General features: G+C 68.5%; 12 protein-coding genes and 8 pseudogenes. 10 read left to right on the forward strand and 10 right to left on the reverse strand.

Annotated features, from left to right (window positions below; translation table 11 throughout):
- The first annotated feature begins 34 nt into the window (after positions 1-34).
- Positions 35-660: pseudogene (locus tag G4G29_RS06205) on the forward strand (TetR/AcrR family transcriptional regulator).
- 21 nt (positions 661-681) lie between these two features.
- Here G4G29_RS06205 and paaZ read toward each other — a convergent pair.
- From paaZ to G4G29_RS06240, 9 genes and pseudogenes are all read right to left on the reverse strand, one after another.
- Positions 682-2,760, reverse strand: a pseudogene (gene paaZ / locus G4G29_RS06210) (phenylacetic acid degradation bifunctional protein PaaZ).
- Positions 2,761-2,770: 10 nt separating this feature from the next.
- Positions 2,771-3,638: pseudogene (locus G4G29_RS06215) on the reverse strand (3-hydroxyacyl-CoA dehydrogenase family protein).
- Positions 3,635-4,388: pseudogene (locus G4G29_RS06220) on the reverse strand (enoyl-CoA hydratase/isomerase family protein). The pseudogenes G4G29_RS06215 and G4G29_RS06220 overlap by 4 nt, the downstream one beginning before the upstream one ends.
- A complete protein-coding gene (locus G4G29_RS06225) occupies positions 4,388-5,578 on the reverse strand; it encodes an acetyl-CoA C-acyltransferase (RefSeq protein WP_183152192.1) in 1,191 nt (396 codons plus the stop codon). Before G4G29_RS06225 ends, G4G29_RS06220 begins: the two are co-directional and overlap by 1 nt.
- A 124-nt stretch (positions 5,579-5,702) precedes the next feature.
- Complete coding sequence (locus G4G29_RS23865) at positions 5,703-5,855, reverse strand: 2-oxo acid dehydrogenase subunit E2 (RefSeq protein WP_309491632.1); 153 nt, start codon at positions 5,853-5,855, stop codon at positions 5,703-5,705.
- Positions 5,856-5,884: 29 nt separating this feature from the next.
- Positions 5,885-6,226, reverse strand: a pseudogene (locus G4G29_RS23870) (2-oxo acid dehydrogenase subunit E2); the annotation flags it as partial.
- A gap of 298 nt (positions 6,227-6,524) precedes the next feature.
- A pseudogene (locus G4G29_RS23875) lies at positions 6,525-7,169 on the reverse strand (biotin/lipoyl-containing protein); the annotation flags it as partial.
- A pseudogene (locus tag G4G29_RS06235) lies at positions 7,166-8,136 on the reverse strand (alpha-ketoacid dehydrogenase subunit beta). The pseudogenes G4G29_RS06235 and G4G29_RS23875, both read right to left, overlap by 4 nt.
- 83 nt (positions 8,137-8,219) lie before the next feature.
- Positions 8,220-9,338 carry a thiamine pyrophosphate-dependent enzyme gene (locus tag G4G29_RS06240; protein ID WP_183152193.1) on the reverse strand — a complete coding sequence of 373 codons (1,119 nt, stop codon included), beginning with the start codon at positions 9,336-9,338 and terminating at the stop codon, positions 8,220-8,222.
- A 152-nt stretch (positions 9,339-9,490) separates the two neighbouring features.
- Here G4G29_RS06240 and G4G29_RS06245 point away from each other — a divergent pair, with 152 nt between their 5' ends.
- From G4G29_RS06245 to G4G29_RS06275, 7 genes and pseudogenes are all read left to right on the forward strand, one after another.
- Positions 9,491-9,928: an Lrp/AsnC family transcriptional regulator gene (locus tag G4G29_RS06245; protein WP_183152194.1), complete on the forward strand. Its 438-nt coding sequence runs from the start codon at positions 9,491-9,493 to the stop codon at positions 9,926-9,928.
- Positions 9,929-10,250: 322 nt separating this feature from the next.
- The gene (locus G4G29_RS06250) at positions 10,251-10,730 is read left to right on the forward strand and encodes a hypothetical protein (protein ID WP_210274246.1); all 480 of its coding nucleotides are present in this window, start codon (positions 10,251-10,253) and stop codon (positions 10,728-10,730) included.
- A gap of 469 nt (positions 10,731-11,199) precedes the next feature.
- Positions 11,200-11,415, forward strand: a complete 216-nt coding sequence (locus tag G4G29_RS06255) for an HNH endonuclease (protein WP_183152196.1) — start codon at positions 11,200-11,202, stop codon at positions 11,413-11,415.
- A 52-nt stretch (positions 11,416-11,467) separates the two neighbouring features.
- Complete coding sequence (locus tag G4G29_RS06260) at positions 11,468-13,075, forward strand: DUF262 domain-containing protein (RefSeq protein WP_210274247.1); 1,608 nt, start codon at positions 11,468-11,470, stop codon at positions 13,073-13,075.
- A gap of 174 nt (positions 13,076-13,249) precedes the next feature.
- A complete protein-coding gene (locus G4G29_RS06265) occupies positions 13,250-13,429 on the forward strand; it encodes an Lrp/AsnC ligand binding domain-containing protein (protein WP_244632452.1) in 180 nt (59 codons plus the stop codon).
- 156 nt (positions 13,430-13,585) lie between these two features.
- Positions 13,586-15,027 (forward strand): annotated as a pseudogene (locus tag G4G29_RS06270) (aldehyde dehydrogenase family protein).
- Positions 15,028-15,030: 3 nt separating this feature from the next.
- The gene (locus tag G4G29_RS06275) at positions 15,031-16,494 is read left to right on the forward strand and encodes a GMC family oxidoreductase (protein ID WP_183152198.1); all 1,464 of its coding nucleotides are present in this window, start codon (positions 15,031-15,033) and stop codon (positions 16,492-16,494) included.
- An 18-nt stretch (positions 16,495-16,512) separates the two neighbouring features.
- Here G4G29_RS06275 and G4G29_RS06280 read toward each other — a convergent pair whose 3' ends face one another.
- Positions 16,513-17,124, reverse strand: a complete 612-nt coding sequence (locus G4G29_RS06280) for a TetR/AcrR family transcriptional regulator (protein WP_183152199.1) — start codon at positions 17,122-17,124, stop codon at positions 16,513-16,515.
- A 165-nt stretch (positions 17,125-17,289) separates the two neighbouring features.
- Here G4G29_RS06280 and G4G29_RS06285 point away from each other — a divergent pair, with 165 nt between their 5' ends.
- The gene (locus G4G29_RS06285; RefSeq protein WP_183152200.1) at positions 17,290-18,294 is read left to right on the forward strand and encodes an ABC transporter substrate-binding protein; all 1,005 of its coding nucleotides are present in this window, start codon (positions 17,290-17,292) and stop codon (positions 18,292-18,294) included.
- Positions 18,295-18,299: 5 nt separating this feature from the next.
- Positions 18,300-19,079 carry an ABC transporter permease subunit gene (locus tag G4G29_RS06290; protein WP_183152201.1) on the forward strand — a complete coding sequence of 260 codons (780 nt, stop codon included), beginning with the start codon at positions 18,300-18,302 and terminating at the stop codon, positions 19,077-19,079.
- Positions 19,080-19,140: the final 61 nt, after the last annotated feature.

Consider the following 19,140-nt stretch of genomic DNA (forward strand, 5'->3'; position numbering starts at 1 on the left):
GGGCCGGCATGATCGCGTGCGAGACTGGGTGGTGATGACGCAGACGACGCGACGAGGCCGCCCGGGGTATGACCAGCAGGGCATCCTCGCCGTCGCCGTCGCCGCGTTCAACGAGCACGGGTACGACGCCACGTCGATCGGGATGCTGGCCGAGCGGCTCGGGCTCTCAAATCGGCCATCTATCATCACTTCGGCTCGAAGGACGAGATGCTCGACCTCGCCCTCGATGCCGCACTGAGCGGACTCGAGGCCGTGGTGGAGGATCCGCTTCCGGACGCGGACTCCGCGCCGGGGACCGACGCCGTGATGCGCCTGGAGCACGTGCTGCGTGGTGCGGTCCACGTGCTGGTCGACCAGCTCCCGGCGGTGACCCTGCTCCTGCGCGTTCGCGGCAACACCGATGTGGAGCGCCGCGCGCTCACCCGACGCCGCGCGTTCGACCGCAGGATCACCGCGCTGGTGACCGAGGCCCAGGCCGAGGGCTCGCTGCGCGCCGACATCGATGCCAGCGTCGTCGCACGTCTGTCTTTCGGCATGATCAACTCGATCGTCGAGTGGTATCGCCCCGGCGGTCGCGAGGGTGCCGATCGTCTCGCAGACGACGTCGTCGCGATCGCGCTGGACGGCCTGCGTCGTCGCGAGGACGCCTCGACGGACTGACCGACGCCCTCGTCGACGCGTCTATGCCGCCGACTGCTCCTTCGCGACCAGCGTCAGCACGTCGTAGGTGGCCACGATCTCATCCCTCTGGTTCTTCAGCACCGCGTCCCAGCGCACCTCGCCGTACTCGTCGGTCTCGCGCGGGGTGATCTGCTTCGCGGTGAGCTCGACGCGGATCTCGTCTCCGGGGACACGGGCGTCACGAATCGCAGGTTCTCCAGGCCGGAGTTCGCGAGCACGGGGCCGGGCGCCGGGTCGACGAAGAGGCCGGCCGCCCACGACACGAGCAGGTATCCGTGCGCGACACGGCCGGGGAAGAACGGGTTGGCGGCCGCCGAGGCCTCGTCCATGTGGGCGTAGAAGGTATCGCCCGTGAACGCCGCGAACGTCTCGATGTCTTCGAGCGCGACCGTGCGCGAACCGCTCGCGACCTGATCGCCGATGTGCAGCTCGGCCAGCGACTTGCGGAACGGATGCACGCCGTCGGTCTCCGCGAACGGACGCGCCTCTGCGCCCTGATGCCACACGCCGGTCAGAGCCGTCATCATCGCGGGAGAGCCCTGGACGGCGGTGCGCTGCATGTGGTGCAGCACCGCACGGATCCTCCGAGCTCCTCGCCTCCACCCGCGCGACCCGGCCCCCGTGCACGAGGTTCGGGAGGGGAGAGCCGTGGCCCGTCGAGCTTCGCGCGTCGTCGCGGTCGAGGAAGAGCACACGCCCGTTGTACGCAGCCATCCCGGTGGTGAGCGCGACGGCGACCTCGGGGTCGTGCGTCGCCACGCTCGTGACCAGCGATCCACCGCCGCGAGCCACCAGGGCGCTCGCCTCATCGAGCGTGCGATAGCCGACGATGCTCGAGACCGGACCGAACGCCTCGATCTCGTTGACGGCCGGGCTCTCGGGGTCGGCGAAGCGCAGCAGCATCGGTGAGAGGAACGCGCCGTCGGGTGCGGGACCTTCGCCGCCGTCACGGTGGCGCACTTCGGGCGCCTCGGTCGACCCGATCACGAGTTCGCCGCCGCCGTCCTGCAGTCGCGCGACCTGGCGCAGCACCTCGTCGCGCTGCGCGGTCGAGGCCAGCGGTCCCATGGTCACGCCCTCCGCCCTCGGGTCGCCGAGCACGACACGCTCCGAGAGGCGTGCCTGTACCGCGGCGATCACGTCGTCGACCACGGAAGTCGGCACGATCGCGCGTCGGATCGCCGTGCACTTCTGCCCGGCCTTGGATGTCATCTCGGCGACGAGCTGCTTCACATAGGCGTCGAACTCCGGTGTGCCGGCGATCGCGTCGGTTCCCAGGATCGACGCGTTGATGGAGTCGGTCTCGCTCGTGAAGCGCACGCCGCCGGTCTGCACGGCGTCATGCGACCGCAGGCGCTCCGCCGTCGACGCCGAGCCCGTGAAAGCCACCAGGTCGCCCAGCTGCAGTTCCTCGAAGAGCCCGGGGACGCTGCCGGACACGAGCTGCAGCGAGCCGTCGGGCAGCAGTCCTGACTCGACCATGATGCGCACCATCGCCTCGGCGAGGTACCCGGTCGGGGTCGCGGGCTTCACGACGGTGGGCACGCCGGCGAGGAACGCGGGGGCGAACTTCTCCAGCGAGCCCCACACGGGGAAGTTGAAGGCGTTGATCTGCACCGCGGCACCGGGCAGGCGCGTGTAGATGTGGCGGCCGAGGAACGACCCGTCCCTGGAGAGGTTCTCGACGGCGCCGTCGACGTACACCTTCGCGTTCGGCAGCTCGCGTCGACCCTTGCTCGAGTATGCGAACAGGACGCCGGTGCCGCCGTCGATGTCGACCCAGGAGTCCTGCGTCGTGGCGCCCGTGCGGCTCGACATGTCGTAGAGCTCCGCCTTGCGCTCCGTGAGGGCCAGAGCAAGCTGCTTCAACCGCACGGCGCGCTGATGGAAGGTGAGCTCGCCGAGCGAGGCCTGTCCGGCCTGCCGCGCGTGGGCGAGAACCGCGCCGAGGTCGATGCCCTCGGTCGACACGCGTGCGACCACCTCGCCGGTCGACGCGTCGCGCACCTCGGTCACGTCGGCATCGGCGTCGGGCCTCCACCACGCGTCCTGCACGTAGCTGGGCAGGATCTCGGTCATGTGTTTCCCTTCATGAGGCGTCCCATTCGTAGAAGCCGCGGCCCGTCTTCCGCCCGAGGTGGCCCTCGGCGACGAGACGACGCAGCAGGGCCGGGGGTCGAAGCGCTCGCCGAGGTGCGCTGCGAGGTACTCGGCGATGCCGAGGCGCACATCGAGCCCCACGATGTCTGTGAGGCGGAGCGGCCCCACCGGGTGCTTGTAGCCCAGCGTCATGGCGGTGTCGATGTCTTCGGCCGAGGCGATGCCCTCCTCGAGCATGCGGATCGCCTCGAGGCCGAGCGCGACCCCGAGCCGCGACGACGCGAAGCCGGGAGCATCCGCCACCACGATGGGCGTCTTGCCGAGCGCCTGCACCCACCCGCGCACCGACTCGACGACCGGGGAGCGGTCGCCGCCCCGCGCACGATCTCGACGAGGGTGGACGCCGGCACGGGGTTGAAGAAGTGCATCCCCACGAAGCGCGACGGCCGCTCCAGCACCGCGGCGAGCTCATCGATCGAGATGGACGAGGTGTTCGAGGCGAGAACCGCGTCCGGTCCGAGCTGCGCCTCGACGCGGGTGAGCGCCTCGGTCTTGAGCGCGATGTCCTCGGGGACCGCCTCGACCACGAGATCGCATCGTGCGAGCAGCGCCATATCCGTGCCGGTGTCGAAGCGGGCGAGGTAGGCGTCGATCGGCTCGCCCGCCGTGCCGCGGAGGATAGAGGCGTCGAGGGACTCCCGTACCCGCGCGGCGGCGGTATCGGCGGAATCCGCGTCGCGCTCGACGACGCTGACGCGGGATCCTGCCAACAGGAACGCATGGGCGATGCCGGTTCCCATGCGCCCGCCGCCGAGTACCCCGACGCGTGCGGGGCCGGGGGGACTGCTCGCGGTCATCGGTCTCTCCGCTCCAGGAAATCGGTCATCCGCCGGAACTTCTCCGGGCTCTCGAAGAGCACGGCCTGTGCCTCGAGGTCGGCGGCGGTGGTGGTCGCGCGGGGCGCGGAAGACGCTCTTGGTGGCGATGGTCGCGGCGGGATCGTTGCGGGCGATCCGGGCGGCGATGGCCTCGGCCGCGGCGAGGAGGTCGCCGCTGTCGTGGATCGCCGAGACGAGGCCGATGCGCAGGGCCTCCTCGGCCCGCACCGTGCGTCCGGTGAGGAGCAGCTCGATCGCCCTGGCATCGCCGACGATCTCCTTCAGACGCCAGCTCGCACCGGCGGCGGCGATGATCCCGAGGCCCGTCTCCGGGTTGCCGATCGCGAGCGTGGGTGTCGCGATGCGGATGTCTGCGGCGTAGGCGAGTTCGGCGCCGCCGCCGAGCGCATAGCCGTCGACCGCGGCGATCACGGGCATCGGCAGCTCGGAGAGTCGCACGAAGGCGTTCGTGTTGATGCCGCGCAGCGCATCGGGCGCTCGTCGTTCGCGGAGTTCGGCGATGTCGGCCCCGGCGGCGAACACCCCGTCCGCACCGGCGAGGACCAGCGTCTTCGGGGCTTCCTCGAGTTCGGCGCAGAGGATGTGGAGCGCGTCGATGGTCGCCTGATCGATCGCGTTGCGTCTGTGCGGGCGGTTGAGCGTGGCGATCACATGGTGAGTGTGCCGCTCGACGAGCAGGGGAGCATCGGCATCCGGTTGCGTGTGCATCACACCCGCTCCAGGATCATGGCTGCACCCTGGCCGACGCCGACGCACATCGTGGCGAGTCCGTGACGGGAGCCCTCGCGCTCCATGCGACCGAGCAGAGTGATGAGGAGTCGGGATCCGGACGAACCGAGCGGATGTCCGAGCGCGATCGCCCCGCCGTCGGCGTTGACACGCTCCTCGTCGAGGCCGAGCCGCCGGATGCACGCGATCGACTGCGTGGCGAAGGCCTCGTTGAGCTCGACCGAACCCAGATCGTCGACCGAGAGTCCGGAGCGGCGGAGGGCCTTCTGCGTGGCGGGGACGGGGCCGAGGCCCATGACCTCCGGCGCGAGACCCACGCTGGTGCCGACGACGATGCGGGCGCGGGGCACGAGGCCGTGGCGCTCGACCGCGGCGGCGCTCGCCACCACGATCGCCGACGCGCCGTCGTTGAGCGCGCTCGAGTTGCCGGCCGTCACGACCCGACCACCGGCCACCACGGGTCGCAGACGCGCGAGCGCCTCGGGCGTCGTCGCGGGTCGCGGACCCTCGTCGACCCGCACCTCGTCGGCGCCGACCTGGACGCCGACGATCTCGGCGTCGAAGCGTCCGGCTGCGATCGCCGCGGCCGCGCGCTGTTGCGACCGGAGCGCGAAGGCATCGGCCTCCTCGCGGGTGATCCCGTCGATCCTGGCGACCTCTTCCGCCGTCTCCGGCATCGAGAAGGTCGCCTTGTCGCGGGCGACGAGACGGGGATTCGGGAAGCGCCATCCGATCGACGTGTCGAACGCCGCGCCGGGCTTGGCCCAGGCCTTCTCGGGTTTGGCCTGCACCCAGGGCGCACGGGTCATGGACTCGACGCCCCCGGCGACGATGAGGTCGGCATCGCCGGCGCGGATCGCCTGCGCCGCCATGGCAACGGCCGACATCCCGGAGGCGCACAGCCGGTTCACCGTGATGCCGGGCACGCTGTCGGGGAGCCCGGCGAGCAGCACGGCCATCCTGGCGACGTTGCGGTTGTCTTCGCCTGCCTGGTTGGCCGCACCGAGGATCACCTCGTCGATCTCGACGTCTCCGGCATCGATGCCCGCCCGCCGCACGGCCTCGGCGACGACGACCGCCGCGAGGTCGTCGGGACGGATGGACGCGAGGGCGCCTCCGTAGCGCCCGACCGGGGTGCGCGCTCCTCCGACGAGGTATGCCTCGGTCATGCGGATCTCCTGACTGCGTCGTCTCGGTGGGGGCCCGTCCGGCGTCCGTCCGGTCCCGATTTACTGACCGATCGTATAGTAATCATCCCATGGTCGCGCACGGCGCTGCGATGCGGCACCCGCGTCATACCTTGACGAAGGCGCGCAGCGGATGCTCGATGAGCGCGGTCACGCGCCGCAGGAATCCCGCCGCGTACCCGCCGTCGCACACCCGGTGGTCGAACGCGAGCGACAACTGGGCGATGCGCCGGGGACGATCGCGCCGTCGACGACCCACGGCCGCTCGATGATCCGGCCGATGCCGAGGATCGCGACGTCGGGATGATTGATGATCGCGGCCGACCCGTCGACACCCAGACCGCCGTAGTTGTTCAGGGTGAACGTCGATCCCCGCAGACGCTCCGGTGGCATCGTGCCCGCCCTGGCGGTCGCGGCGACCTCGCGCAGCGCGGCATCGAGCTGCTCGATGGTCAAGGTGTGTGCGTCGGGGATGACGGGAACCAGCAACCCGCGCTCGGTGTCGGCGGCGATGCCCAGGTTCACCCCGTCGAAGGAGATCAGCTCCTCGGCTGTCTCGCTGAGGCGAGAGGCGAGGACGGGGTATTCGGCGAGGGCGAGCAGAACGAACCGCGCGAGGAGAGCCGTCACGGACGGGGCCTTTCCTCCTCCGGGGCCATCTGCGCGCGCAGCTCCCAGAACGCCGTGGCATCGACGTCGACCCAGACCGTCGCCTCCGGGATCTCGGAGCGGCTGCGGAGAGCTTCGCGCTCACGGCACGCCGCAGCGGCGACAGGCGTTCGCGGGAGGTCACCGTGAGGCCGTCGACGTTCTCCCTCGAGCCGGTCGCCGCGTCGGTGTCGGTGTGCACGCCTGCGGGGCCGTCGACCCGCTGGTGCGCGGCGACGCCGTCGACCGCGTTCTCGACCGCGGCGCGCAGCACGTCGGCGCGCGTGATCGCTCCATCGGCGCCGGTCGCACTGATCGAGTGGACGTCGAGGCCCAGATCCCGAGCGAGGCGCCGCACGAGCGGAGAGCGCACGGCGATCGGGCGGCGATCGGGAGTCACGGCCGGAGCGGCTTCCGCGGGCGTGACAGCCGCGGGTGCGGGTGCAGCTGCCGCAGCGGTCGCGCGTGCGGGCGGGCGGCGACGCCCCTTCGTCGTGCGTGCGGTGGTGCCGTAACCGATCAGCACGTTGCCGGAGCCCGCGCGTTCCTCCTGGCGGTAGGCCTCGTGCTCGGTGCCGTCGGGCGTCCCGGCATCGGTGCTCGCGGCGTCCGGATCCGGCATGACCGCAGCGGCTTCGTCGTCTGGGCCGTCAGAGGCGTCGGGGTCGGCGACTTCGAGCACGGGTGCTCCGACGTCGATCGTGTCGCCGGCTGTGCCATGCAGAGCGGTGACGACGCCGGCGAAGGGCGATGGCAGCTCCACGACGCTCTTCGCGGTCTCGACCTCGGCGATGGGCTGGTCGGTGGTGATCGTGTCGCCGACGGCGACGAGCCACTGCACGAGACCTGCCTCGGTCAGTCCCTCGCCGAGGTCGGGGAGCCGGAACACCTGCGTGCGGGTGCGTGGTTTCAGGGGCGTGCTCATGCGTCCTCATCCCAGTGCAGCGTGTCGATCGCGTCGAGCACACGGTCGACGTCGGGCAGGTACCAGTGCTCGAACTTCGGAGGGGCGTAGGGCGTGTCGAACCCGGTGACCCTGCGCACGGGGGCCGCGAGGTATTCGAAGCACCGCTCGAACACGCGCGCCTGGATCTCGGAGGCGACGCTCACATAGCCCGGTGCTTCGGCGACCACCACGGCGCGACCGGTCGACTTCACCGCCGCCGTCACGGTCGCGTCGTCGAACGGCGAGAGCGAGCGGACATCGACGACCTGGACGCTGCGCCCTCCGCGGCGGCGACCTCAGCGACCTCGAGAGCGAGGGGTACCGAGGCGCCGTACGCGAGGAGAGTCACGTCGGTGCCCGCCCGGGCGACGCGTGCGGTGCCGAGTTCGGCGGTGATCGACGTGTCGACCTCGCCCTTCATCCAATACAGCTTCTTCGGTTCGAGGAAGATCACGGGGTCGGGGGAGGCGATCGCGGCACGCAGCAGGGAGTACGCATCCTGCGGGGTGGACGGGCTGACCACCGTCAGGCCAGGGGTGTGCGCGTAGTACGCCTCGGAGGAGTCGCAGTGGTGCTCGACTCCGCCGATGCCGCCGCCGAAGGGGATGCGGATCACCAGCGGCATCCGCATGCCCCCGCGGGTCCGGTTGCCGAGTTTGGCGACGTGGCTGACGACCTGCTCGAAGGCGGGCAGGGCGAAAGCGTCGAACTGCATCTCGATCACGGGTCGCATGCCGTTCATGGCCATGCCGACGGCGGTGCCGACGATGCCGGACTCCGCGAGAGGGGTGTCGAAGCAGCGTTCCTCGCCGAAGCGCGCCGTGAGGCCGTCGGTGATGCGGAAGACTCCACCGAGCGCCCCGACGTCCTCGCCGAAGACGATCACATCCGGGTCCGACTCGATCGCGTCCGCGAGCGCCGTGTTCAGCGCTCCGGCCATGGTCATCGTCGTCACTGTGCCGGCATGGTCCACGGCGCCGCCGTCGGTGGTGGCGTCGTGCGTGGTGCCGGCGGCGTTCTGTGCGATGGTCATCGGTGTCCTCCGTTCGGAGCCGTCGCCGCGTCGTCGAGTCGCGACCGCTCGATCTCCTCGCGCAGCAGGTGCCACTGCTCCTCGAGCTGGGGTGAGCGGTGCGTCGTCACGAATCGGAACAGGTCTTCGGGGTCGAGGTCGGCATCGGTGTTGAGCGCGGTGCGCATCGCGGCGGCGATCTCCTCCGCGCCGTTCGCGAAGCGCTCTTCGGCGTCGGCGTCGAGAGCTCCCGTCGAGGAGAGATGCGCTCGCAGGCGGCGCAGCGGATCGCGCGCGATCCACGCCTGCACCTCCTCGCGCTCGCGGTAACGCGTGTCGTCGTCGGCATTCGTGTGCGCCTGCATCCGGTACGTGTGCGCCTCGACGAGAGACGGGCCGCCGCCGGTGCGGGCGCGCTCGACCGCTCCGCCGAGGACCGCGAGCACGGCGGCCACATCGTTGCCGTCGACGCGCTCGCCCGGCATCCTGTAACCGATCGCCTTGTGGGCGAGGGACGGAGCGGCGCTCTGGCGGGACAGCGGCACGGAGATCGCGAACTCGTTGTTCTGCACGAAGAACACGACGGGGACGTGGAAGACGGCGGCGAAGTTCAACGCTTCGTGGAAGTCGCCTTCGCTGGTGGCGCCGTCGCCGCAGAGGGCGAGCACGACGGTGTCTTCGCCGCGGCGCTTCGCGGCGTGCGCGAAACCGACCGCGTGGAGCAGCTGGGTGGCGAGCGGGGTCGCCTGCGGAGCGACCCGGTGCGCACGGACGTCGTACCCCGAGTGCCAGTCGCCCTTGAGGAGCACCATCGCGTCTGCGGGCTCGACTCCGCGGGCGATCACGGCGACCGAGTCGCGGTAGGTCGGGAACAGCCAGTCGCCAGCGCCCAGGACCATCGCAGCCCCGACCTGGCATGCTTCCTGCCCGTGCGACGAGGGGTACACGGCCAGTCGGCCCTGGCGGACGAGAGCGCCGGCCTGATCGTTGATCCGCCTGCCCTCGACGAGACCGCGATAGGCGGCCAGGAGGGTGTCGGCGTCGGGAAGCGCGTATCGGTCATCCGCGACCGTCGCCCCGTTCTCGTCGATCAGTCGCACCGCGGTGTCTCGCGGAAGCATGTCGGTGTGCAGCATGCGTTCGTCCTCCTTGCCGAACTCGATGGGGAAAGCATGCCCCGAGGCGCGACAGTCATCCAAGATCAATTGCCGAATCGTGGATGAAAGGGCGAGGATTGAGGCATTCTTGATCGAAGTGTCAGTAATTCTTCCCGAGCAGAGAGGTCGACATGGTCGCCATCGATGAGACGGATCGTGCGATTCTCGAGGAGCTGCGTCGCGACGCCCGTTCGTCGATGACGGCGATCGCCGATGCCGTGCACATCTCGAGGGCCGGTGCACACGCGCGCATCAAGCGCCTCACCGAGGCCGGCGTGATCACGGGCTACACGGTCAGGACCGATCCCGTGCTGCTCGGACACCACGCGAGCGCACACGTCACCCTCGCCATCGAGCAGGCGACGTGGCAGGAGGTGAGCGCACGACTGCGGGCGATCCCCGAGATCGAGCACATGGCGCTCGTCGGCGGCGACTTCGACGTGATCCTGCTGGTGCGCGCCAACGACGCGCGAGATCTGCGGCGCATCGTGCTGGAGGACATCCAGGCGATCCCGTCGATCCGCTCGACGCGGACCACCCTGATCTTCGAGGACTACGCGAAGGGCTGAACGTGTCGCAGGCATACCAGGGCCGCCTAGAGGGGGCATGTTGTGTTGCGAGGTGCGGGAGGCGATCCGCCGCGGCATTTACGGGTGTTCCCTTCGTAAAGGGCCGGGTCTTCGGCGTCCTCGATGAGGTGGCCGTAGGTGTCTGCTCGGCTGTGGGTAGGGACAGGCTGAAGGGGGCGACCGACGTTCGCGCATATCCGGATGCGGGATCGCCGAGGGCTGTGGAGATGGTGATTCCTCCCGGCCTGCGGAGGCCAGCTTGGCCCATTCGCGCATTCCGAAATTATGCCTCGACCTGTGTTTTTCAGCCCACGAATGTCGGATGTCCCGAGTTGACTCGGAGTATGAAAAAACCACGGATGTGCTCAGTCGGGTCGTCGCCGACCTGGAGGCGATGCTGCGCTCCGAAGCGATCGCGGAGCCTAATGACGATGTGAAGATGGCGGTCCCGCGAAAGGCGGGCGCCGTCCGCCGACGGCTGGATGCGGTGATCGTCGAGACGGTCGCGTCGGTGGATGCCCGTCCGGCGAGGGGGGGGGGGGAGAGAGATCGGGCGTTCTGCGTGCGATTCGGATGCCGGAGGATGAACGAGTTGCTGCAGCGGATGCTGCGGACGAACGCGGCCGGGGCGTCACGGGTGGTGAAGGCCGAGAAGGCTGTGCGGCGAGACGACGCGCTGATGACCAGCGCCCGGTTTCCGGCGCGATGGCCCGCCCTGCGCACGGCTCTGGTGGACGGTGCGGTAGGCATCGGAGGATTGCTCGCAGCGGTGGACCTCTCGAACAGGGCGGTCCCCGCATAGGAACTGCGGATCGACTTTAAGCCGATGTGGAGTTAGCGGCGTATGCGCGCGGACTGTCGTTCGGGGAATAGCCACCGGACCGGGACCTCGAGCGGGGTGTGTATACCGCGGGTGCGGCGGACCGTGATGCGGCAGCGACGTCGGAGGGCCTGCGGATCCTCGCCTAGGCGGTCGTGCGATACCTCGCCCCGGATGGGCGGAACCGTCGGAGGACATCGCGATGCGTGCCAGAGGAGTCGTGATCGGCCGGGCGAGGGACGGCGTGATTCCGATCCGCGGTCGACTTCTGCCGCCGTCCTGGGGATCGCCGCCCGACACGATGACGCGCCGCGCCTCGGCGGTGCCGCCCCGACCCTGGTCGTCTCGGTGACGGCCGACGACTACGCTTACGGCCGCGGATAGGCACGTCGAGGGGATCGATGCTCTCGTCTCGACCCGCACCGGGGTGCACACCGCATGCGCCTGCGGCGTGCAGTGGGTACTGTTCGACCGGGTGGGGCGGATCGTCGACATCAGCACGAGCGAGCGCATCTTCACGGTGCTCCAACGCCGGGCGATCGCCGTCCGCCACCGGGAGTGCCTCACCCCGGGACGCTACGTTCCCGCGGCGTGGTGCGAGATCCACCACGTCGCCGAGCACGCTCGCGGTGGCCCCACCCGCACCGACAACAGGGGAAGTTATTGATACACCCTCAGGTCGCCGGGGATGAATCGGGCGGATGCGATACATTCAGCGGATGGTCACTACCGGCAACCGACTTTCCACGAATACGCCCTACATTCGCGATCTGAACGCGAAGATTCGGGCTGGAGAGATGAAGGTCCCCAAGTTCCAGCGCCCTTTCGTTTGGACTGAGGACCAAGCCCTCGCCCTCCTGGACAGCCTGCGCCGCAATTATCCAATCGGGAGTCTTTTGCTGTGGCGGACGCCTGACAGGCTGAAGACCGAACGCGACCTTGGTCTCTTTCAACTGCCTTCAGTTGATGACCTGAGCCCTACTGAGTACGTGCTCGACGGGCAGCAGCGTGTGACAGTGCTATATTCAGTTTTCGGTGCGGAAGATGCCGATCCTGGGTTTAAGGCTGCATTCGACTTGCGGTCGCAAGAGTTCGTTGTGTTGTCCGAGACTGAAACGGCGGCGCACCAGTTCCCTCTCCGTTGGCTGTACCAGACCACGCCGCTGCTGAACTTCAGAACTCGCATTCAGGATCTGGCTGACGCCTCAGAGCTCCAAACGCGATTCGATGCGCTCGTTAACGTCCTTACTGGCTACCAGATCCCGGTTGTAACCCTTCGCGATCTCAGCCTGGAAGAAGTGGGTCCGATATTCGAGCGGATCAACAGCTCGGGAACTCCACTCTCGATCTTCGACTTGATGGTTGCTGCTACATGGTCAGACGGATTCGACCTGAACGATAAAGTTGACGAGATCACGGTGGCCCTGCAGCCCAAGAACTACGGCGATATCCGCGGAAACACTGTCCTCAAGTGCCTGGCGGCTGTTCAATACGACTCGGTCAGCCGGGAACGCGTAATTGGACTTCGGAAGCTGAGCCCCGATCCAAAGCAGATCAACAAGCTTGTCCAGAAGACCACCAAAGCGATACTGCGTGCGGTCGATCAGCTGTTGACAGAGTTCCGTATCTACAGCCTGGACTTCTTGCCGTACGAAGCTCACTTGCTGATCCTGACACATGTGTTTGCGAAGCACCGCACTCTCAACGCGAACCAGATGAAGCGACTCCGCCAGTGGTTCTGGAGAACTTCATTCTCTGAGCGATATAGGGGTACGAATGATGCCTTCGTAACAAAGGACCTCAGTGTTGTCGAGCAATTTGTCGCCCGAGGAGTCGGCGCGGTGGCGTCTGACTTCGGAAACCCTCCATCTGGGACAGAGCTACGGAACGCCGTATTCAGAAAGAACAACTCGCGGTCTCGCGCGTTCACGCTGGCGCTGGCGAAGCAGCATCCGAAGAACCTCACAAATGCGAGTCCGATCGATACAGCGGACGCCCTATCCGTATATAACAAGAAGCAGTTCCATCATATTTTCCCGGAGGCCTTCTTGCGGAAGCTCGACCCCAAGATCGAGCGAAGTCGACTGCTCAACTTTGCGATGCTGTCGGCGTCGGAAAACAACCTGGTGTCTGACGCGGACCCATCGGTCTACCTGCCGAAGTTGATCGCAGACCTCGGGAACGAGGCCGACGCGGTGTTCGCCAGCAACTTGATCCCGCTGCCTGGCGATTACGACTATGCGAACGCCAAGCTTGAGACGTTTATCGCAGCGAGGCTTCCAATATTCGAGGCTCGACTCGTCCAGCTCTGCGACGGCGCGGCGTAGTCGCGCCGCTTTACTTTAATATGCAACATAACTCGCTGGCACTTTGGGGGATTGATGCCGAATCAGAGAGACTGAGTGATCGCTGTTGACTGATAAGTGTCGACCAGTAGTCGTTCAGCAGGCCATGCCATCTAGTCGTTGCCCGAGTGGTGAAAACTAAGTGCTATCGATTCTTTGGATGAGGTCGAGGAATCCGCTTCGAAGATCGTCGGCGGCGACTTCGACGTGATCCTGCTGGTGCGCGCCAACGACGCGCGGGATCTGCGGCGCATCGTGCTGGAGGACATCCAGGCGATCCCGTCGATCCGCTCGACGCGGACCACCCTGATCTTCGAGGACTACGCGAAGGGCTGACCGGGTCGCAGCGCCCGCAGGCCGGGGCATCCTTCGCACTCGGACATCTGCGGCGCGCTCCGCGACAAGTGCGGCGGCGATCGGGGTCCGAGAATGAGAGGACGACCAGCTTCTGCACCGTCGCTGGCCCGCGCCACGCTCGAAGGAGAGTCCCTGATGTCCGATTCCGCCGCTTCTGCAGCCGCCGCGCTGCTCGACCGCATCCAGGCCCCGGAAGGCGCAGGCCGGGACATTCCGGATGCGGCGACACGCGAGGTCATCGGCCGTGCGCCCGTGGCCGCTGTCGAGGACCTCGACGACGCGATCGCCCGGGCGAAGGCCGCACAGCCGGCCTGGGAAGCGCTCGGTCACGAGAAGCGGAGCGCGGTGCTCCTCGCCGCCGCCGACGCCATCGACGCGAACGCCGAAGGCCTCGCGTATCTGCTCTCGCGCGAGCAGGGGAAGCCGCTGAACGGTCCGAACGCCCGCTTCGAGCTCGGGGCCTGCTCCGCGTGGCTGCGCACCAACGCCACGACCGTGCTCGAGCCGCAGGTGCTGGTCGACGACGAGACGCTGCATGCGGAGCTCGTGTACAAGGCGGCGGGCGTCGTCGGGGCGATCGGTCCGTGGAACTGGCCCCTCATGATCAGCATCTGGCAGATCGGGCCCTCGCTGCGCATGGGCAACACCGTCGTCGCGAAGCCGAGCGAATACACCCCGCTGAGCGTGCTCGCGATGATCGCCGTGATGAACGAGGTCCTGCCCCCCGACGTCCTGATCGGCGTCTCCGGCGACCGTGAGGTCGGCGCTCGACTCGCGTCGCACCCCGACATCGACAAGATCATGTTCACGGGTTCCACAGCGACGGGGCGCCGCATCATCGAGAGCTCGGCCGGCAATCTCGCCCGGCTGACGCTCGAGCTCGGCGGCAACGACGCCGGGATCGTGCTTCCGGGCACCGATCCCTCCGTGATCGCGGAAGACCTCTTCTGGGGCGCGTTCATCAACACCGGCCAGACCTGTGCGGCGATGAAGCGGCTGTACGTGCACGACTCCGTGTACGACGAGGTCGTCGATGCGCTGGCGGCGATCGCCGCGTCGGTCCCGATGGGCAACGGCCTCGACGAGAACAACGTCCTGGGACCGCTGCAGAACCGCGCCCAGTTCGACATCGTCAGCCGCCTTGTCGACGACGCGAAGGCTCGTGGTGCACGCGTCGTCACGGGTGGCGAGTCGGCGCCCGAACTCGGGGAGCTCTTCTACCGTCCGACCATCGTCGCCGACATCGACAACGACGCGGCGCTGGTCCAGGAGGAGCAGTTCGGCCCCGCGCTGCCGGTGATCCGTTACAGCGACGTCGACGAGGCCTTCGACTGGGCCAACGGGTTGGATGTCGGCCTCGGCGCCTCGGTCTGGTCGAGCGACCCCGAGGCGGCACGTGACGCCGCCGGGCGGATGCAGTCGGGAACCGTATATGGATCAACTCGCACGGCGGACTGCACCCGATGGTGCCGTTCGGCGGGGTGAAGAGTTCGGGCTACGGGCTGGAGTTCGGCGTCGAGGGCCTCAAGTCCGTCGCCGTCTCGCAGGTCGTCTCCGGCCCCGGCCGGAAGGGCTGACCCGTGCGCTCTGCCATCGTCGTCGGAGCAGGAACCTCGGGAGCGATCGTCGCGCGACGGCTGGCCGACGCCGGGGTCGCGGTGACCCTCATCGAAGCAGGCGGTCACGACACGAACCCCGCGATCCATGACCCCTCCCGCGCCGGCGAGCTCTGGCACTCCGCGGAGGACTGGGACTACTTCACCGTTCCGCAGAAGCACGCAGGCGACCGTCGTCTGCACCTGCCCCGAGGGAAGGTCACCGGCGGGTCGCACGCGCTGAACGCCATGATCTGGGTGCGCGGTGCGGCGTCCGACTACGACGCCTGGGCGCGCGACGGGGCGCCGGGCTGGGGCTGGGCCGATGTCGAGCCCGTGTACGACGCGATCGAGAACGATCTGCTCCCGGTGACCGACGACTACGCGCTCTCGCCCATCCAGGCGTCCATCATCGATGCCGCCGTGCAGGAGGGCCTGCCGCACAACCCGAACTACAACGGGGGCACCCTCGACGGAGTCTCGCAGGAGCAGGTGACCATGCGCGACGGCCGACGGGTCAACACCTGGACCGCGTATGCGAAGCCGGTCGCGGAGGCGCTGACGATCGTCACCGCACGCGAGGTGCACTCGGTCATCGTCCGCGACGGTGCGGCGGTCGGTGTGCGGTTGGGGGAGGGCGCGGCGGAGGAGGTCTTCGCCGACGAGGTGATCCTCTCGGCCGGTGCCATCGGTTCGCCCGTGATCCTCCTCCGTTCCGGTATCGGCCCCGCAGCCGACCTCGACGCCCTCGGGATCCCGGTGGTGCACGATTCCCCCCCCGGGGTCGGGCAGAACCTCCACGACCACCTCCTGTCTCCGGTGATCTTCGCCACGCGGCGCCCGGTCGGACCCCCGCAGCCGGGAGTCTCGGTGACGCAGACGCACCTCTTCTGGCGCAGTCGCGACGACCTCTCCGAGCCCGACACGCAGCCGATCCATTTCTCCGTGCCGATGTGGGGCGAATTGGAACCGCGCGGCGACGACGGGTTCACGCTCATGGCCGGTCTCGTCACACCGCGCAGCCGGGGTGCGCTCCGACTCACCGGGCCGGGGCTCGCCGACCTTCCCGCCATCGACCTGGCAGCTCTCGAAGACGACCGCGACGTGGCTTCGCTCGCCGCGTCGGTGCGGCAGTGCCGGCGGATCGGTGCGCGTCCTGCCCTCGCCGAGGAATGGGGCGCCGTCGAGGTCTATCCCGGCCCTGAGGTGTCGGATGCCGGGGTCGAGGACTGGGTCCGCCGCACGGCCATCACCTACCACCACCAGGTCGGCACCTGCCGGATGGGGACGGACGCCGCGGCCGTGGTCGATCCCGAGCTGCGCGTCAACGGGGTGAAGAACCTCCGTGTGATCGACGCATCGATCATGCCGACCGTGCCCACCGGCAACACCAACGCGCCGGCCGCGATGATCGGCGAACGCGGCGCACGGTTCGTGCTCGACAGCTGAGGCGCGGACGAGATGCGGTCAGCGGTGCGGCGAGGGGGCAGGGCGACGGAGCGTCGACAGCAGGGCGTCCAGTGCGTCGTCGAGTCGCCCGTCGCCGGCCGAGTCCGGCATCAGCACCGAGATCATCTGCCAGCCGGCGTTGCGGGACGCGATCTCGTTGACCGCGGTGTCGATCTGGATGTGATCGGCGAGTTCGCCGTCATCCCGCGCCTCGATCAGGCACTGCCGGAACAGATCCCGCCAGTGCAGGTTGTTGACGCGGTGGATCCTGGTGACCTCGTCGTCTTGGGAGGCGTGGTCCCAGAACGCGATCACGACCTTGGCGTAGAGGGGGCCGTTCGGGCTGTAGGGGAGGATCTCCCGGCAGATCCGCTCCAGGGCCTCCAAGCCGCGCACTCCTTCGATGCGGGCATGGATGCGATCGTTGGCCAGCGTGTACAGGCGAAGGAAGGCTGCCGTGAGGACGCTCCGCTTGTCGGGGAAATACCGGGCGATCGCGCCGTGTGCATAGCCCGCCTCCGTGGCGATCTCGCGCATGGTGAGGTTGTCGAACCCCACCCGGATGATCACCTGCGTCGCCGCATCGGCGATGTGGGTGCGGCGCTCGTCATGGTCGACGATCTTCGGCATCGGGTCCCTCCCTCGCAGTCACGACTCTCGTCTCCACGATTGTCCATTTGCTGTTTTTAGTCACCAACCGGTGACTAATGTAACGCGATCGTAATCAATGCTGCATTAGGCACGAGTACGATCTTTAAAATCACCAGCCGGTGACTATCTCGAAGAGGAGTTCTCATGAACGTCAAAAGACTCGCACGTCGGGCAACCGGGGTCGTCGTGACGGCGGGCGTGCTCGCGCTCGCGGCCTGCACCGCGGCTCCCGGTTCGTCCTCGACCGGTGACGCCGGCGAGATGACGACGCTCAAGGTCGCGACGATCGGGCTCATCTCCGACGGCGCTCTGCTGGTGGGACAGGAGCAGGGCTTCTTCGAAGACGAGGGGATCGTCCTCGAGACGTCGGTGGTCGCGAACCCGCCCGCGGGCCTCGCCGCAGCGCAGAGCGGCCAGGTCGACGTCGCCTACGCCCCGAGCATCCCCCTGCTCAACGCGCTCTCGAGCGGGGTTCCCCTCACCGTCATCGCACCGGCCGACGGCTACGTCGACGGCGCCGCCGAAGCCGAGGACCCCGCCGCGGTCGACGACACCGGGCTCTATGCATCCGCCGCCAGCGGCATCACCTCGGTCGCCGACCTGGAGGGCGCCACCATCGCCATCCCCGCCCGCAAGGCGCAGCTGGAGGTCGTCATCTCCGACGCCCTCGACCGCGAGGGGATCGACCCCGGTTCGGTCGAGTGGGTCGTGCTCGACTTCACCTCGGCCGTGGCCGCGCTCACGAGCGGAACAGTCGACGCGGCCGGTCTGGTCAGCCCGTTCACGGGCGAGGCGGATGCCGCAGGCGCCGTGTTCGTCTCAGCGCCGTCTGTCGACTTCTTCGAGGAGGGTGCGGTCGGCCTCTGGACCGCCGGAGACGGCACGATCAGCGCGAAGGGCGACGCGATCGCGGCCTTCCAGCGCGCCGTCGCCAAGAGCAACGCCTACGCCAACGAGCACCCGGAAGAGGCCATCCAGGCCGGGATCGACGCCACGGGATCGACCCTCGGCGTCGACGACGTGAAGCTGCCGTTCTGGCCGGCGGAGGTCGCCCCCGTGGATCTCGAGCGCGTCGATGACAAGCTCGTCGCCCTCGGGTTCCTCCCCACACCCGTCGACCTCGAGGGCGTCGTCCTCGCCGCCGAGTGATCGCCATGACACGGTCCACGCTCCTTCCGCCGCTCATCGGCGCCGCCGGTGTCGTATCAGCGCTGGCGCTGTGGGAGTGGTCGGCCACCACCGGGCCGCTCGCCGCATCGCCGTTGCCCGCGGCCACCGCAGCGCTCGGCGAGGCCGTGAACCTGCTCGGCACCGCGACCACCTGGACCGCGATCGGCGACACCCTCACGATGGCGGTGATCGGACTCGTGCTCGCGGTCGTGATCGGGGTCGCGCTCGGCGTCGCGATCGGGACCTCACCGCTCGCGATGCATGCGACCCGCGTGCCCCTGGAGTTCCTCAAGCCCATCCCGCCGATCGTCATCCTGCCCATCGTGGTGCTCGTGATGGGGCCGACGCAGGGCATGGGGATCTTCCTCGTGTTCTTCGGGTGCTTCATCGCGATCGCCGTGCAGGCCTCGGCCGGAGTGTTCGACACCGACCCCGTCGCACGGGCGACGGGTCGCTCCTACGGAATGGGGCGCACCGAGATCCTCGGACGCATCGTGCTGCCCAGCGCCCTGCCCTACATCGGCACCGCCATCCGCGTCGCCGCACCCACCTCGCTCGTCGTCGCGGTGGTCGCCGGACTCCTCGGTGGCGGACCGGGGCTCGGTCAGAGCCTCCTGCTGTCGCAGATCTCGGGCAACCAGGCCCAGCTCTTCGCGTACGTCCTCATCCTCGGCACGCTCGGGCTGCTCGTCCAAGGACTCAGCCAGTGGGGCGAGCGCCGACTGCTGCACTGGCATCCGCAATACCGGAAGCAGGTGGTCTGATGACCCTCACCTCCTCGATCCAGACCCGTACGCGCCTCGCCCGCAGGGGAGGCAGGGTGCG

The sequence above is a fragment of the Microbacterium sp. Se63.02b genome (genome assembly GCF_014171575.1).
Taxonomy (GTDB): Bacteria; Actinomycetota; Actinomycetes; order Actinomycetales; family Microbacteriaceae; genus Microbacterium.

What these genes read in the sequence shown, in the direction of transcription:
- G4G29_RS06225 (WP_183152192.1), bottom strand. Translation starts at nt 5,578, where the DNA reads ATGACCGAGGCATACCTCGTCGGAGGAGCGCGCACCCCGGTCGGGCGC.
- G4G29_RS06240 (WP_183152193.1), bottom strand. Translation starts at nt 9,338, where the DNA reads ATGCTGCACACCGACATGCTTCCGCGAGACACCGCGGTGCGACTGATC.
- G4G29_RS06245 (WP_183152194.1), top strand. Translation starts at nt 9,491, where the DNA reads ATGGTCGCCATCGATGAGACGGATCGTGCGATTCTCGAGGAGCTGCGT.
- G4G29_RS06250 (WP_210274246.1), top strand. Translation starts at nt 10,251, where the DNA reads ATGTCCCGAGTTGACTCGGAGTATGAAAAAACCACGGATGTGCTCAGT.
- G4G29_RS06260 (WP_210274247.1), top strand. Translation starts at nt 11,468, where the DNA reads ATGGTCACTACCGGCAACCGACTTTCCACGAATACGCCCTACATTCGC.
- G4G29_RS06280 (WP_183152199.1), bottom strand. Translation starts at nt 17,124, where the DNA reads ATGCCGAAGATCGTCGACCATGACGAGCGCCGCACCCACATCGCCGAT.
- G4G29_RS06285 (WP_183152200.1), top strand. Translation starts at nt 17,290, where the DNA reads ATGAACGTCAAAAGACTCGCACGTCGGGCAACCGGGGTCGTCGTGACG.
- G4G29_RS06290 (WP_183152201.1), top strand. Translation starts at nt 18,300, where the DNA reads ATGACACGGTCCACGCTCCTTCCGCCGCTCATCGGCGCCGCCGGTGTC.